Below are 14,204 nucleotides of genomic sequence, written 5' to 3'. Positions count from 1 at the left end.
GGCCTTGACGATCCCCAGCACGAAACCGGTCGAGTTCGGGCCCAGGCCTGAACCGCTGGCGGCGGTGCCGCTGACCGTGTTCGAGCTGGTGACAAAGGGATAGGTGCCGTGATCCACGTCGAGCAGCACGCCCTGCGCGCCTTCGAACAGGATGCGCGCGCCCGCCTTGCGCACCTTCTTGAGGCGCTTCCACACTGGTTGGGCATATTGCAGCACGAACGGCGCGATCTCGCGCAGATCGGCCAGCAAACGCTCCCGGTCCACAGGCGGTTCGTCGAAGCCGGCACGCAGCGCGTCGTGGTGCGCGCAGAGGCGGTCGAGCTGGCTGTCGAGCGCATCGAGATGCGCAAGGTCACACACTCGGATCGCCCGGCGGCCGACCTTGTCCTCATAGGCCGGGCCGATGCCGCGCCCGGTGGTGCCGATCTTGCCTGAACCCGCTGCGGTCTCGCGCAGTCCGTCAAGGTCGCGGTGGATCGGCAAGATTAGTGGGCAATTGTCTGCGATGGCGAAATTGTCGGCATTGATGGTGACGCCCTGACCTTCGAGCTTCTCGATCTCGGATTTGAGGTGCCAGGGATCGAGCACCACGCCGTTGCCGATGATGCTGAGCGTGCCGGTGACGATGCCCGAAGGGAGCAGCGAGAGCTTGTAGGTCGTGTTGCCGACAACAAGTGTGTGGCCGGCGTTATGCCCACCCTGGAAACGAACAACGGCGTCGGCACGGCTGGCGAGCCAGTCAACGATCTTGCCCTTGCCCTCATCGCCCCACTGGGCGCCGATCACGGTTACATTGGCCATATGCGGGAAACCTGCCTGTCACAGTGACACAAACGCGTGCGCGCCTAGGCTGTCCGCGCCGCGAGGGCAAGCAATCCCGCGCGACAATCGGCGACAAACCGAGACTGGAAAATCTATCGGGCACCATGTCATCACTGTGTCGAGCCGATTGCGTGAGAAATTCGCCATGAGAAGACGTGTGATTGCTTCGCTGCTTGCCCTCAGCCTGGTTGGAGGAAGCGTCTCCACCGTGGCCGCCGAGCGGCGCTCGCCTGCGCCTTCCGAAATTTCGTATGGCAAGGACCGACTGCAGCGGGTCGACGTGTGGCCCGGTTCGCTACCTTCGGCCCCGCTCGTGGTATTCGTCCATGGCGGCGGGTGGAAGCGCGGCGACAAGTCGATGATGAAGGGATCGGCCAAACTCACGCATTGGCAGGCGCTTGGCTATGCGGTGGCTTCGGTGAACTATCGCCTGATCCCGGATGCGACGGTCGAGCAACAGGCGCAGGACGTAGCTGATGCGGTTGCCCTGCTCAAACGCGATGCGGAGAAGCTCGGGCTCGATGGCATGCGCATTGCGTTGGTCGGGCACAGCGCGGGGGCCCACCTCGTTGCGCTGGTCGGGACCGATCCGAGCTATCTCAGGAAGGCTGGCCTGTCCTACGCTGACATCGTCGGCGTGGTTCCCCTGGATGGGGCTGCTTATGACGTGCCAGCGCAAATGGACGAGAATGCGCGGCTGATGGGCGATACATACCGGCAGGCCTTTGGGAAGGATGCCAAGCGTCAGCGTGCCCTGTCACCGACCTTCCACGCCGCGGCGCCCAATGCCCCCGCCTTCCTGATCCTGCATGTGCAGCGACAGGACGGTACGAACCAATCGCGCGCTCTTGGCGCCGCGCTGACCAAGGCCGGGACTGCGGCACAGGTACAGGGTTTCGAGGGGCACGGCCTGCGCGGCCATATGGAGATCAATCGCAAACTCGGCGAAAGCAACTATCCGGCGACTTCGGTAGTCGACGCCTGGCTGGCTGCCCGCTTTGCGCAGTAGCCAGCCAGCACATCATGCCATACGCGGGATCGCACAGGCAGAAGCGTAGCCCAGCCCACGCTTGATTGCCGGGAACAGCCGCCCGCTGGCGGCACCAAGTGCCAATTCGGTGCGGACCTTGCGGCCGTATTTCGCCTCAATACGCTCACCCAAGTCGGCTGCGGCGGCGACATCGCCCGAAGCCACTGCCGCCCCGAAATCATAGGCGAGCGCATCTTCCACATGGTCCGGCCTGCCCATCAGGGCGTTCTGGATGCGCTGGTCGTCGATCCCGTCGGCCAGGGCGAACTGCCTGACGATTTCAACGCAGGGACCGCAATCCTCCGCGCGGGTCGAACCCAGGCGCGCCATATGCAGCAAGGCGGCAGGCGCGTGATAGCGATGACCCGATAGCAGCATGGCGTGCTGGAACTTTTCCGTCGCGAATCCACCCGCAGCATCGAGATCACCAATGTAGGGTTCACCGTCGCCGGCCACCTTTTGCATGATCGAAAGGAACAGTTTCTTCGGGAGCGGAACAGGCGAAGCACGCTGGCGGCCAATCTGTACCACAACGGCTAGGAACGCGAGGAGCGGCGGACCAAGTACCCCCGGCACATCCTGCCAGAACACATCAGGTGCGCAGATACCGGTCATGACCTCGTAGACGTGGAAGCCTCCGTGTGCGGCGAGCCATGAAATACCAATCAGCGCTGCCCCCCAGCGCAGCGCCAGATTCGCCGCTGCATAGCCGAGCACGGCTCCTGAAATGATATAGGCCAGGCCGATGTCGCCGATGAAGTGGCGGTTGGCGGGTCCCGTCGCCTGCACCGTCTCGATTGACACGTACCAGCCAAGCGGGTCGGCAAGCATGAAGAGGCCGTTGCCGACTGCAAATAGAGCAACCAGCGCAATCACTACTTGCATCGCACGGTCGAGGCTATCAGGTTTGCCAATCACGGGATTACTCCTTATATTCGGATATAGAATATCCAAATAAAGGTGGCATGGCAAGGAACATTCGCGATGCAGATCAGCAAGGGGGTGGAATGGGCTGCACATGCCTGCGCCGTACTGGCCCCCCTATGGCCCGACCGTGGCCTGTCCCTTGCCGCCCTGGCCGAATTCCACGGCGTCCCCGCACCCTATATGGCCAAACAAATGCAGGCTTTGGCCCAGGCAGGTATCGTAAGGGGCGGCCGCGGCCGCAGTGGTTTCTATGCACTAGCAAAGGCACCGGCTGAAATTACCCTGCTCGATATTCTCAAGGCGATCGATGGTGACGAGCCCATGTTTCGCTGCAGCGAGATACGGCAGAACGGCCCCTGCGGCAGCAAGCCCGAAGAATGCCGCTTGCCTTGCAGCATCGCGGCGGGCTTCGCACATGCGGAGGCCGCCTATCGCGACAGTCTCGCCCGCATTGACCTTGTCGTCCTCAGCCGCAGCGTGGCCGCGCAATTGGGGCCGGAGAAGGTCATGAATGCGGGGGCCTGGATCGTCAAAAACCTGCGCTCGCGCCAATAGCGCTGGGCGAACCGGCCTGCTAAGGGCGCGCCATCATGGCCGACCAGACCTTTCGCATTGCCGCGCTCTACCAGTTTACGCGGTTCGACGAGCCTGCTTCGCTCAAACCTGCCCTTCTCGATGCCTGCTTGGCGAACAATGTGCGCGGTACGCTGTTGCTGGCACGCGAGGGGATCAACGGCACGATAGCGGGTATGGACGCTGGCATAAAGGCTGTGCTCGATCATATCCGGGGCTTGCCAGGCTGCGCAAAGCTGGAGGTCAAGGAATCGCGCTCCGTCACCGAACCCTTTCACCGCATGAAGGTGCGGCTGAAGAAAGAGATCGTGACGATGGGCCAGCCCGATCTCGACCCACTTGCCGGGGTCGGCACCTATGTCGCGCCGGAAGACTGGAACGCGCTTATCAGCGACCCCGAAACCATCCTGATCGACACGCGCAACGACTACGAGGTAGCGATCGGGACCTTTGCTGGGGCAGAGGATCCCAAGACGAAGAGCTTTCGCGAATTTCCCGAATGGTTCCGCCAGCGCCGCGCGGAACTGGAGGCCGAAGGCAAGACCCCGAAGATCGCGATGTTCTGCACCGGCGGCATTCGTTGCGAGAAGTCCACCGCCTTCGTAAAAGCGGAGGGGCTGGATGAGGTCTATCACCTCAAGGGCGGGATCCTGAACTACCTCGAGCATATCCCGGCAGAACAAAGCCTGTGGCAGGGCGAATGCTTCGTATTCGACGAGCGCGTCAGCGTCGGTCACGGACTTGCGGTGGGAAATCACGAGCTTTGCCGCGCCTGCCGCATGCCGTTGAGCGAGGAGGATCGCACCTCACCGCGGTTCGAGCTCGGGGTCAGCTGTCCGCATTGCTACGCGACCCGCACCGATGAACAGCGCGCGCGCTATGCCGAACGACAGCGGCAGGAGGAACTGGCGCAAGCGCGCGGCAGCGACCATGTCGGCGCACAGTTTCCCAAGCCATCGCCCGACTGATTGCCCAGATTGGCTGAGCTAAAGCCCCTGGGAATTCCGGGCGCCGCGTAACCATCGACGACCCTGACCGAAAACACCCATTCCCGTCACGGTTTGGGGTTTAGCTATTCTTATCCTGTCACTGCTCGCATTTACCGCTCTGTTTCTCGCCTTCAGCAATGGTGCAAATGACAATTTCAAGGGTTTCGCCACAGTCTGGGGCTCTGCCACTCTTGAGTATCGCAAGGCCCTGATCCTCGCGACGGTCGCCACTGTCCTCGGCGGTGTGGCCTCGGTCATCCTGGCACACGGCCTGATCGATCAGTTCTCGGGCAAAGGATTGGTCGGTAACGAACTGGCCGCCACGCCGCGCTTCGCGCTTGCTGTGGCCAGCGGCGCAGCCCTGACGGTGATCCTTGCCACCCGGTTCGGTTTCCCGATCTCAACCACCCACGCCCTTGTCGGCGGGCTGATCGGCGCGGCATTGGCGCAGAGCAGCGACCCGATCCAGCTGGGCAAGCTGGGTTCGAATTTCATTGTCCCCCTACTGACCAGCCCGATTATCTCCGCTACGCTGGCATGGCTCATCGTCCTGTTCATCCGCAATGGCGCGAAGTGGTCGAAGAACAGCCCGCCCGCATCCGGGCCATGGGCACACCGCATTCACCTGCTCTCGGCCACCTGCATCTGCTTTGCCCGGGGTGTGAACGACACGCCCAAGCTGGCGGCCTTGCTCGTCGCCGCCTCACTGCTCGACGGCACTATGGCGGCAATCGGTGTGACTGTGGCGATGGGGATTGGTGGCTGGCTCCTGTCACGCCGCGTGGCCGAAACGATGAGCCACAAGATCAACCGCCTCGATCCCGCACAAGGTATTTCGGCGAACCTCGTGACCGCCAGCCTTGTGCTCTGCGCCAGTCGGCTCGGCCTTCCGGTTTCGACCACCCACGTTTCTGTGGGGTCGATCATCGGCAGTGGCGCGGCTGCGGGCACACTGGATCTTTCCGTGGTGCGGAATATCCTGCTGTCGTGGGTGGCTACGCTGCCGATAGCCGCGGCGATCGCCTTCCTGGTCGGCTGCGCGGCCTAGAGCGGCCGAGCTTCGTCGCCATCGAGGCGGTGGGTGCAGCCCAGCACCGCCGGACCTTCCTCACCGGTGATCGCAGCGACCGTCCGCCAACCGATTGCACGCAAACGCGCGGCTACGTCCTGGTCATGGCCAAGAGGCAGGAACAGGACCTTGCGCACCTCCGCCGGGCGGCTGCCCAGCGCTTCGAGCAGTGGGTCCATGTAGAGCGAAAAACCAGTCGCGGCTTCTTCGCTTCCCTTGATCGTATAAGTACCGCCGCGACCCAGCGCACCGCGCGCACCCTCTCCATAGAGGGTGAAACCGAACCAGCTTTGATATTCGAAGCCATGGCGTTCGGTCGGATCGAGCGTGATGCGGGCGCGGGCTCCGATGGTTTCGGCGATGGCGCGCAGGCCCGCAATGCGGCTGGCGAGTACCCCGCCAACGTCGAGCGCGGCTAGCTTCTCGACCGCTTCGGCAAAGGACCCGGTAGCATAGAGCAGCGGCAAATAGGCTTCACCCCCAGCTGCCGTGAGCCCGCCGGCGTCCTTGGTGTCGAGTTCGCGCCGCACTGCTTCGCGCGCGGCGGGATCGAGCGGCAGCGCCTCACCCGCCAGCGTATCGACCAGGTCTGGCAGCGTGAAGTCGACCGAAATATTGCCGATCCCCGCACCCTTGAGTGCGTCGATCGCAACCGAGACGATCTCGCTTGCCGCGGCGACACCATCACTGCCGATTAGTTCGGCACCGAGTTGCAAGCGCTGGCGAGCCGGGTCGAGTTGATCCGCCTTGAGCAGCGCCACATCCCCGGCGTAACACAGTCGCAGCGGGCGTGGGGCAGCGGCCATCACTGTTGCCGCGATGCGCCCTATCTGCGGAGTCATATCGCTGCGCAGCGCCAGCGTGCGGAGCGAATCCGGGTCGGTGAAGCGCACCATGCGGCGGGTGGCCACGCCTTCCATCCGACCGGCGAGAGATTTCTCGAATTCGACCAGCGGCGGGCGCACGCGATCATAGCCATGCGCGTCCATCGCATCGAGCACGGCGCGCATCGCCGCAGTGATCGCCCGCGCGCGTTGCGGCAAGGCGTCTTCGAGGCCGACGGGCAGGAGGTCGTCAGATGAAGTCATTGCGCTGCGCCCCCTGCCCCAATGGCGGTCAGAATGCCAGCGGCATGACGACCTTCACGCCCTGCAGCGCACAAGCCGCCCTGACCACGTCCTGCGGGATCGGCTGGTCGACGCTGAGCAACAACACCGCCTCGCCGCCTGCCTGACGACGGCCGAGGTGGAAGGTGCCGATGTTGATGCCGTTTTCGCCCAGCAGCGTACCGATACGGCCGATGAAGCCCGGTGCGTCCTCGTTCACGATATAGAGCATGTGACCGTCCAGCTCGGCCTCGATCCCGACGCCAAAGATCTCGACAAGGCGGGGCGCATCGACACCGAAGAGCGTCCCGGCGACCGAGCGGTCGCCCTGTTCGGTACCCACAGTCACGCGGATCAAAGTGTTGTAGGCGCCCTCACGTTCATGCCGGATCGACCGAACATCGAGTCCGCGTTCCTTGGCCAGGAACGGCGCGTTGACCATGTTCACCGTATCCGAATACTGGCGCATGAAGCCCGCCAGTACCGCACCTTCGATCGGCTTGCCCGACAACTCTGCCGCCGCGCCTTCACGCTCGATGCTGATCTTGGTCAGATTGCCGTGCGCCAGCTGGCCAACGAGGCTGCCGAGATTTTCGGCGAGCTTCATGTAAGGCTTGAGCTTGGGCGCTTCCTCGGCGCTCAGCGAGGGCATGTTGAGCGCATTGGTGACGCCGCCGCTGACGAGGTAGTCGGCCATCTGTTCGGCCACCTGCAGCGCAACGTTGACCTGCGCTTCGGTGGTGCTCGCCCCAAGGTGCGGGGTGCAGATGAAGTTGGGCTTGCCGAACAGCGGGCTCTCCTTGGCCGGTTCGGTTTGGAACACGTCGAGTGCCGCGCCAGCAACTTGGCCGCTGTCGAGTGCATCGGCCAGTGCCGCCTCGTCGATCAGCCCGCCGCGCGCGCAGTTGACGATGCGCACACCTTTCTTGGTCTTGGCGAGGTTCTCGCGGCTGAGGATGTTGCGCGTCTCATCGGTCAACGGTGTGTGAAGCGTGATGAAATCGGCCTTGGCCAGCAGCGTCTCCAGATCTGCTTTCTCGACGCCCATTTCGACCGCGCGTTCGGGGGTGAGGAAAGGATCGTAGGCGACCACCTTCATCTTGAGGCCCAGCGCGCGGCTCGCGACGATCGAACCGATGTTGCCGGCACCGATCAGGCCAAGCGTCTTACCCGTAACCTCGACTCCCATGAAGTCGTTCTTGGGCCATCCACCGGCCTGCGTCTTGGCATTGGCTTCGGGGATCTGGCGGGCAAGCGCAAACATCATCGCGATGGCGTGTTCGGCGGTGGTGATCGAATTGCCGAACGGGGTGTTCATCACCACCACGCCCTTGGCGCTGGCCGCCGGGATGTCGACGTTGTCGACGCCGATACCGGCACGACCGACGACCTTGAGGTTATCCGCCGCTTCGAGGATTTCCTTGGTCACCTTGGTGGCCGAGCGGATGGCCAGGCCATCATATTGACCGATCACCGCCTTGAGCTCCTCAGGCGTCATGCCTGGCTTCACATCGACGTCGCAGCCGCGCTCTTCGAAGATTCGGGCGGCATTGGGGTCCATCTTGTCCGAAATAAGGACTTTGGGCTTGGTCATGGTATTGTCCAATCTTGAATTCTTCATCCCGGACCTGGTCCGAAGAGCCCGCCTTGTCGCGGGACTGAGGGGGAAGCGCCCCCGGACACGGTCCGGGGCAACGCAATAGTCAGGCTGGAGCCTTCACGCTGGCATAGGCCCAGTCGAGCCAGGGACCGAGTGCTTCGATGTCAGCGGTATCGACCGTCGCACCGCACCAGATACGCAAGCCTGCCGGCGCATCGCGATAACCCGCGATGTCATAGGCAGCATCCGCATCCTCGAGCAGCTTGGCCATCGCCTTGATCATGGCTTCGTCCGCGCCCTCAACCGTCAGGCAGACGCTGGTGTTTGACCGGCTAGCGGGATCGACCGCGAGGTGGCCCAGCCAATCGCGTTCCCGCACGATGGCATCGAGCGCCGCCGCATTGGCATTGGCCCGCGCTTGAAGCCCGGACAGACCGCCCAGCGACTTGCCCCATTCGAGCGCGAAAATCGCGTCCTCGACCGCAAGCATCGACGGGGTGTTGATCGTTTCGCCACGAAACACGCCTTCAGCCAGCGCGCCCTTGCTCATCAGGCGGAACACCTTGGGCAGTGGCCATGCGGGAGTATAGGTCTCCAGCCGCTCGACCGCGCGCGGGCCGAGGATCAGCACACCGTGCGCGCCCTCGCCGCCCAACACCTTCTGCCAGCTGAAGGTCAGCACATCGACTTTGTCCCAGGCAATGTTTTGCGCAAACACTGCGCTGGTCGCATCGGCTATGGCCAGGCCTTCGCGATCAGCCGCGATCCAATCACCATTGGGTACGCGCACGCCAGAGGTCGTGCCATTCCAGGTGAAGATGACATCGTCCGACCAGTCGACCTGCGTAAGGTCGGGCAACTGGCCGTAATCCGCGCGGATGACCGTGGGATCGATCTTGAGCTGCTTGACTGCATCCGTGACCCAGCCTTCGCCGAAGCTCTCCCACGCCAGCGTCGTGACGGGGCGCGCACCCAGCATCGTCCACATCGCCATTTCGACTGCGCCAGTGTCCGATCCAGGAACGATACCGATGCGGTGCGTTTCCGGAACTTCGAGCACTTCGCGGATCAGGTCGATACAATACTGCAGCCGCGCCTTGCCCAGCTTGGAGCGATGCGAACGACCGAGCGATGCGGTTGCGAGTTTTTCGGGGGCCCAGCCCGGCGGCTTGGCGCAGGGTCCGGAAGAGAAATACGGACGCGCAGGCTTGCGCGCCGGGTACGGGGTATCAGTCATGTAGACTCTCCTTACAGAGAGCTCGCGCGGCGTTGGGACCGCGTGGCCCGTTGGCCGAACTAGTGGCGCGGGGAGGCAAGTCAAGCGTAATTCGCTGCACTGCAAAATGGACAGGGCACCAGGACGCGCAAGATCGGGCCACCGCGGCTTCCCTGCCCTAAGGCACGCGGTAACTTACAAAAAATCGGGGGATTTCTTAAAATCATCATCGATAGCAATAGTTTACTGCGCAGCATGAAATTTTGTCTGTGCAGCAATTTGGCCTAACTTCGATGGCCTCCGTAGAGGAGAAACGAAGGGGGAAAATCATGGAGAGAGTTGCAAGACTTGCAGGAGCCCTTGGTATCGTAGTGGCCGTGGCTGCTGGATTCGTGGCCATACCAAACCTCAATATCGCCCTGATCCTGATCGTGCTCGGGATCATTGCAGGGGCATTTACCGATCAGGACAACGCCGTGAGGATGTTCCTGGCGGTGCTGGCACTTCCGGCCATCGGAGCAACGCTTGGGGGCGTGCCGGCGGTTGGCGAATACCTGACGGCGATCTTCGGAAATCTGGCCATCGCGGCAGCAGGCATTGCGACCTCGCTGGTCGCTCGGCGCCTCTACGACACTGTGATGGGTGCGGTAACGAGCCCTTCGGGAAGCTGAGCTTAGCCCAACCGTAGCCTTAACACAGGGAGAAACGGCGCGCGTCACGCGCGTCGTTTTTCTTTCCGGACGCCACCGCAATCGTCGGTCGTGCGTGACGGCTTATCCACTTCCTCTCGCCATACGGGGCCCGCATGACTATGGGCCAAGCGTCATGACCGTCGCAGATCTACGCATCGCGCTGTTCAGCGGGAACTATAACTATACCCGCGATGGCGCGAACCAGGCACTGAACAGACTTGCCGAATACCTGTTGCGGCAGGGCGCGGCGTTGCGCGTCTACGCACCGGTAGTAGAGAACCCCGATTTCGAACCGACTGGCGACCTCGTGGCGGTGCCCAACGTCCGCATGCCGGTGAAAAGCCGCGGCGAATACAGGCTCCCGCTTGGTCTGGGCGAGGCCGCGCGCAAGGATCTCGCAGCCTTTGCGCCCAACCAGGTCCACCTGTCTTCGCCCGATCCCACAGGGCATGCGGCGCTAAGATGGGCGATTGCGCACGACATCCCGACACTCGCTTCGGTGCACACGCGTTTCGAGACCTATCCCCGCTATTACAAGATGGGCTTCCTCGAGCCTGTTATCGAAGGGATCCTGCGCCGCTTCTATCGGCGGTGCGATGCGCTGGTGGCTCCATCGCAAAGCCAGATCGAAGAGCTCAAGGCGCAGCGCATGCATGAGGACATCTCGATCTGGTCACGAGGGGTTGATCGCGAGCGCTTCGCTCCTCTTCGCCGCGATTTGGCCTGGCGGCGCGAGTTGGGGCTTGCGGATGATGATGTCGCGATCGTCTTCCTTGGTCGCCTGGTCATGGAAAAGGGGCTTGATGTCTTTGCCGAAACCATCGTCGAACTGCGCAAGCGGCAGGTGCCGCACAAAGTACTAGTGATCGGTGATGGCCCGGCTTGCGAGTGGTTCAAGAAGGCTTTGCCAGGCGGAATCTTCGTCGGCTTCCAGACGGGCGAAAACCTGGCGCGCGCCCTCGCCAGCGGCGACATCTTCTTCAATCCCTCGATCACCGAAACCTTCGGCAACGTCACTCTAGAGGCGATGGCCAGTGGTCTTCCGGTGGTCGCAGCAGGTGCAACCGGTGCGGCGAGCCTTGTTGCCGACGGTTCGACCGGTCGTCTCGTCCCGCCCTCGACCTGCGAGAAATTTGCCCAGGGGTGTGCCGATGCCCTGGCGCCCTATTGCACCGACCATGCGCTACGTCTGGCGCACGGCGCCGCGGGCGAAGAGGCCAGCCGCGCCTATTCCTGGGACGCGATCAACCAGGCGGTGGTTGACACCTATCTTCGGCTACAGGTCCAGCGCGGGCGGTAGTCAGCTCAGCTCAGAACGCCCTTTTGAGTCATTGACCGGGCATACCACAGCAGGAACAGGGCAACCGCCCAGATCGTCAGCACTTGCGGCAAGTTCACCGGCATGCCGCTCGTCGCCTCGTAGAAGGCCGTGCCTGCCAGTCCGAGCAGTGAGACCGCGAAGGAATGGAACGCCAGTCGATTGCGCATGAGCAGCAGGATCGAACCGACCAGCGCACCCCACACGCCCAGCGCCCAGGCGCCATTGGCCCACATAGGAGTACTCTCGATCGCCGCACGCATCTCTTCCGGTGCCTGAGCCATCATCGCCGGATCACGCATCATCGTCATCGTATAGATGTAACAGCCGAAGGCATTCCACAGCAGCGACAGTCCGCCGACCGCCCACAAGTGCCCCGGTACCTTGTTCCTCGTTTCGGTCATCGATGTTCCCCTCTCGCACTCTCCTCCTTGCAGTCTAATACCGGGCGGCGGAGGCGCAAGAGGGGCACGAGATCAAAGCCGTTCGATCTTCTTCGCCAGTTCGTCGATCAGATCGACGATCTCATCGACCGTCTTCTCGTCCAGCTTGCCCGAACGGGCGCGGTGCTTGAGCACGCTGGCCAAATTTCCGACGGCGCGGAACATTTCCGGCGTCGCATAGGCGCGGCGGCGTTCGCCCTGCCCTTCCAGTCGACCCAGCAATGCCTCGACTTCTTCGGCTCGCTCCTCCAGTTCCTTGTGGCCTGCGTCGGTCGCCGCATAGGCCTTGCGCGTCTCATCGCCCGGCGCCTGCGCAATCGCTCCTTCGTCCTCGAGCAGGGAGAGCGTGGGATAGACGGTGCCCGGGCTCGGCGAATAGCTGCCCTCGGTCAGTTCCTCGATCGCCTTGATCAACTCGTAGCCGTGTCGCGGCTCCTGCGCGAGCAGGTGAAGCAACACCAGCCGCAGCTCACCCGAACCGAACATCCGTCGGCGGCGTCCGCCGCGCGGCCCGAATTCGAAAGTGAAGTTCTCCGGCGCGAACCCGCGACCGAAACCGCTGCCGAATTCGGCGCCAGACATCATTGCCGCTGCGAAGGGCCAACCACCCATCCGCGCCATCTTCCGCCATTTATGGGCCTTATGCATTGCGATAGTCCTTATCGTATCTTCGATAGTTCTAAGATATATCTTAATGCGAGTCCTGCAAGAGGACGCTGCAAATTTCCGGCGAACGTCCTATGTCAGCCGACCAATGGCCGACCTCTTCCCTGACAGCCTGCCTGCGAACGACGCCAATGACGCGCCGCGCGAAGATGCCCCACTCGCCGACCGGCTGCGCCCGGCGACGCTCGCCGACGTCGTCGGGCAGGACCACCTGACCGGACCCGAGGGCGCAATTGGGCGCATGGTTGCCGCCGGACGTCTATCCAGCATGATCCTTTGGGGCTCGCCCGGGACAGGGAAGACCACCATCGCACGCCTGCTGGCCGACAGCGTGGGCATGCGCTTTGCCAGCGTCAGCGCCGTGTTCAGCGGGGTCGCCGACCTCAAGAAGGCATTTGCCGAGGCCGACAAAGCCGCCGAGGCGGGCCAGCGCACGCTGCTGTTCGTAGACGAGATCCACCGCTTCAATCGTGCACAGCAGGACGGCTTCCTGCCCTTCGTCGAGCGCGGCACCGTCACGCTGGTCGGCGCCACGACCGAAAACCCCAGCTTTGCCCTCAACGCCGCACTCTTGAGCCGCGCACAGGTGCTGATCCTCCAGCGGCTCGATCACGAAGCGCTTGGCTCGCTGCTCGACCGCGCGGAGAAACTCGAAGGTCCCCTTCCCCTCACTCCCGAGGCGCGCGACGCCCTTGTCGCCAGTGCCGATGGCGACGGTCGCTTCCTGCTCAACCAGGCGGAAACGCTCTACAACGCGAAGATTTCCGAGCCACTCGACCCTGCCGCGCTCGGCCAGTTCCTCCAGCGGCGCGTGGCGGTCTACGACAAGGACCGCGAAGGGCACTACAACCTCATTTCCGCACTCCACAAGGCGGTGCGCGGATCAGACGTGCAGGCCAGCCTGTATTACCTCGCCCGCATGCTCACCGCGGGGGAGGAGCCGCGCTTCCTCGCCCGCCGCCTGGTACGCATGGCGGTGGAGGACATCGGCATGGCCGACCCGCAGGCGCTGGTGCAGTGCATGGCGGCAAAGGACGCCTATGAATTCCTCGGCAGTCCCGAGGGCGAACTGGCGCTGGTACAAGCCTGTATCTACCTCGCCACGGCACCCAAATCGAACGCCGCCTATCTGGCACAGAAAGCCTCTTTCAAGAGCGCGCGCGAGACCGGCAGCCTGATGCCACCGCAGAACATCCTCAACGCGCCGACCAAGCTGATGAAAGATATCGGGTACGGATCGGGCTACAGCTACGATCACGACGCCGAGGATGGTTTCTCCGGCGACAATTACTGGCCCGAGGAAATGGAGCCGCAGGCCTACTACCAGCCAGTCGAGCGCGGTTTCGAACGCGAGGTAAGGAAGCGGCTCGATTATTGGGACAAGCTGCGGCGCGAACGCGGTGCGTAACTTCACCCATTTCCTGGCCATCGACTGGTCGGGCGCGAAGGGGGAACGGCAGAAGGGGATCGCGCTCTCGCTCGCCGATGCGAACGGGGGGCCGCCCGTTCTGATCGATCGTGGCAGGGCGTGGAGCCGCGAGGAAGTGTTGCATATTCTGCGCGACGAATTGCCACCCGATACGCTGGTGGGAATGGACCTGGGCATAGCATTGCCCTTCGCCGATGCGGGCGCCTTCTTCCCGGGTTGGGACGAGAGCCCCCGTAGCGCGAAGGAGCTGTGGGCTCTTATCGAGCGGATATGCGTGGACGATCCGTACCTCGAATGTGGAAGCTTCGTGGCCCATCCTGAAGC

Annotated in this window: 14 protein-coding genes and 1 pseudogene; 8 read left to right on the top strand and 7 right to left on the bottom strand. The window is 63.1% G+C overall.

Annotated features, from left to right (window positions below; all coding sequences use genetic code 11):
* Positions 1 to 801, bottom strand: an 801-nt coding sequence (locus AAFM29_RS04925) for an adenylosuccinate synthetase (protein WP_341711694.1), incomplete at its 3' end; no start/stop codon positions are given.
* Between the two features lie 166 nt (positions 802 to 967).
* Here AAFM29_RS04925 and AAFM29_RS04920 point away from each other — a divergent pair.
* Entirely contained in the window at positions 968 to 1,831 is an 864-nt protein-coding gene (locus tag AAFM29_RS04920; RefSeq protein WP_341711693.1) for an alpha/beta hydrolase, read from the top strand.
* A gap of 12 nt (positions 1,832 to 1,843) precedes the next feature.
* Here the strand turns inward: AAFM29_RS04920 and AAFM29_RS04915 are convergent, their stop codons facing one another.
* Positions 1,844 to 2,770, bottom strand: a complete 927-nt coding sequence (locus AAFM29_RS04915; RefSeq protein WP_341711692.1) for a hypothetical protein — start codon at positions 2,768 to 2,770, stop codon at positions 1,844 to 1,846.
* A 66-nt stretch (positions 2,771 to 2,836) separates the two neighbouring features.
* Here AAFM29_RS04915 and AAFM29_RS04910 point away from each other — a divergent pair, with 66 nt between their 5' ends.
* The 3 genes from AAFM29_RS04910 (at position 2,837) to AAFM29_RS04900 (ending at position 5,389) form a co-directional block, all read left to right on the top strand.
* Positions 2,837 to 3,334 carry an Rrf2 family transcriptional regulator gene (locus AAFM29_RS04910; RefSeq protein WP_341711691.1) on the top strand — a complete coding sequence of 166 codons (498 nt, stop codon included), beginning with the start codon at positions 2,837 to 2,839 and terminating at the stop codon, positions 3,332 to 3,334.
* A gap of 35 nt (positions 3,335 to 3,369) precedes the next feature.
* Positions 3,370 to 4,320 (top strand): rhodanese-related sulfurtransferase, encoded by a 951-nt coding sequence (locus tag AAFM29_RS04905; RefSeq protein ID WP_341711690.1) that lies wholly within the window; start codon positions 3,370 to 3,372, stop codon positions 4,318 to 4,320.
* A gap of 79 nt (positions 4,321 to 4,399) precedes the next feature.
* On the top strand, positions 4,400 to 5,389 hold the full coding sequence (locus AAFM29_RS04900; RefSeq protein ID WP_341711699.1) for an inorganic phosphate transporter: 990 nt from the start codon (positions 4,400 to 4,402) through the stop codon (positions 5,387 to 5,389).
* Here AAFM29_RS04900 and AAFM29_RS04895 read toward each other — a convergent pair.
* From AAFM29_RS04895 to AAFM29_RS04885, 3 genes are all read right to left on the bottom strand, one after another.
* Positions 5,386 to 6,498 carry an ATP phosphoribosyltransferase regulatory subunit gene (locus AAFM29_RS04895; RefSeq protein ID WP_341711689.1) on the bottom strand — a complete coding sequence of 371 codons (1,113 nt, stop codon included), beginning with the start codon at positions 6,496 to 6,498 and terminating at the stop codon, positions 5,386 to 5,388. The two genes, AAFM29_RS04900 and AAFM29_RS04895, sit on opposite strands and share 4 nt — an antisense overlap.
* 28 nt (positions 6,499 to 6,526) lie before the next feature.
* A complete protein-coding gene (serA, locus tag AAFM29_RS04890; RefSeq protein WP_341711688.1) occupies positions 6,527 to 8,110 on the bottom strand; it encodes a phosphoglycerate dehydrogenase in 1,584 nt (527 codons plus the stop codon).
* Between the two features lie 109 nt (positions 8,111 to 8,219).
* The gene (locus tag AAFM29_RS04885; RefSeq protein WP_341711687.1) at positions 8,220 to 9,353 is read right to left on the bottom strand and encodes a phosphoserine transaminase; all 1,134 of its coding nucleotides are present in this window, start codon (positions 9,351 to 9,353) and stop codon (positions 8,220 to 8,222) included.
* Positions 9,354 to 9,661: 308 nt separating this feature from the next.
* On the opposite strand from AAFM29_RS04885, the gene AAFM29_RS04880 reads away from it, so the two are divergent.
* Positions 9,662 to 10,003 (top strand): hypothetical protein, encoded by a 342-nt coding sequence (locus tag AAFM29_RS04880; protein ID WP_341711686.1) that lies wholly within the window; start codon positions 9,662 to 9,664, stop codon positions 10,001 to 10,003.
* Between the two features lie 154 nt (positions 10,004 to 10,157).
* Positions 10,158 to 11,324, top strand: a complete 1,167-nt coding sequence (locus tag AAFM29_RS04875; protein ID WP_341711685.1) for a glycosyltransferase family 1 protein — start codon at positions 10,158 to 10,160, stop codon at positions 11,322 to 11,324.
* A gap of 5 nt (positions 11,325 to 11,329) precedes the next feature.
* On the opposite strand, the gene AAFM29_RS04870 is transcribed toward AAFM29_RS04875, so the two are convergent.
* Together AAFM29_RS04870 and AAFM29_RS04865 are read right to left on the bottom strand one after the other, a co-directional pair.
* Positions 11,330 to 11,746 carry a hypothetical protein gene (locus AAFM29_RS04870; RefSeq protein WP_341711684.1) on the bottom strand — a complete coding sequence of 139 codons (417 nt, stop codon included), beginning with the start codon at positions 11,744 to 11,746 and terminating at the stop codon, positions 11,330 to 11,332.
* 72 nt (positions 11,747 to 11,818) lie between these two features.
* Positions 11,819 to 12,433 carry a PadR family transcriptional regulator gene (locus tag AAFM29_RS04865; protein ID WP_341711683.1) on the bottom strand — a complete coding sequence of 205 codons (615 nt, stop codon included), beginning with the start codon at positions 12,431 to 12,433 and terminating at the stop codon, positions 11,819 to 11,821.
* A gap of 106 nt (positions 12,434 to 12,539) precedes the next feature.
* On the opposite strand from AAFM29_RS04865, the gene AAFM29_RS04860 reads away from it, so the two are divergent.
* Positions 12,540 to 13,859 (top strand): replication-associated recombination protein A, encoded by a 1,320-nt coding sequence (locus AAFM29_RS04860; RefSeq protein ID WP_341711698.1) that lies wholly within the window; start codon positions 12,540 to 12,542, stop codon positions 13,857 to 13,859.
* Positions 13,852 to 14,204 (top strand): annotated as a pseudogene (locus AAFM29_RS04855) (hypothetical protein); the annotation flags it as partial. The gene AAFM29_RS04860 and the pseudogene AAFM29_RS04855, both read left to right, overlap by 8 nt.

Origin of the sequence: Erythrobacter sp., assembly GCF_038133525.1 — a bacterium.
GTDB lineage: Bacteria > Pseudomonadota > Alphaproteobacteria > Sphingomonadales > Sphingomonadaceae > Qipengyuania.
This window is presented reverse-complemented; position numbering and strand designations above follow the sequence as displayed.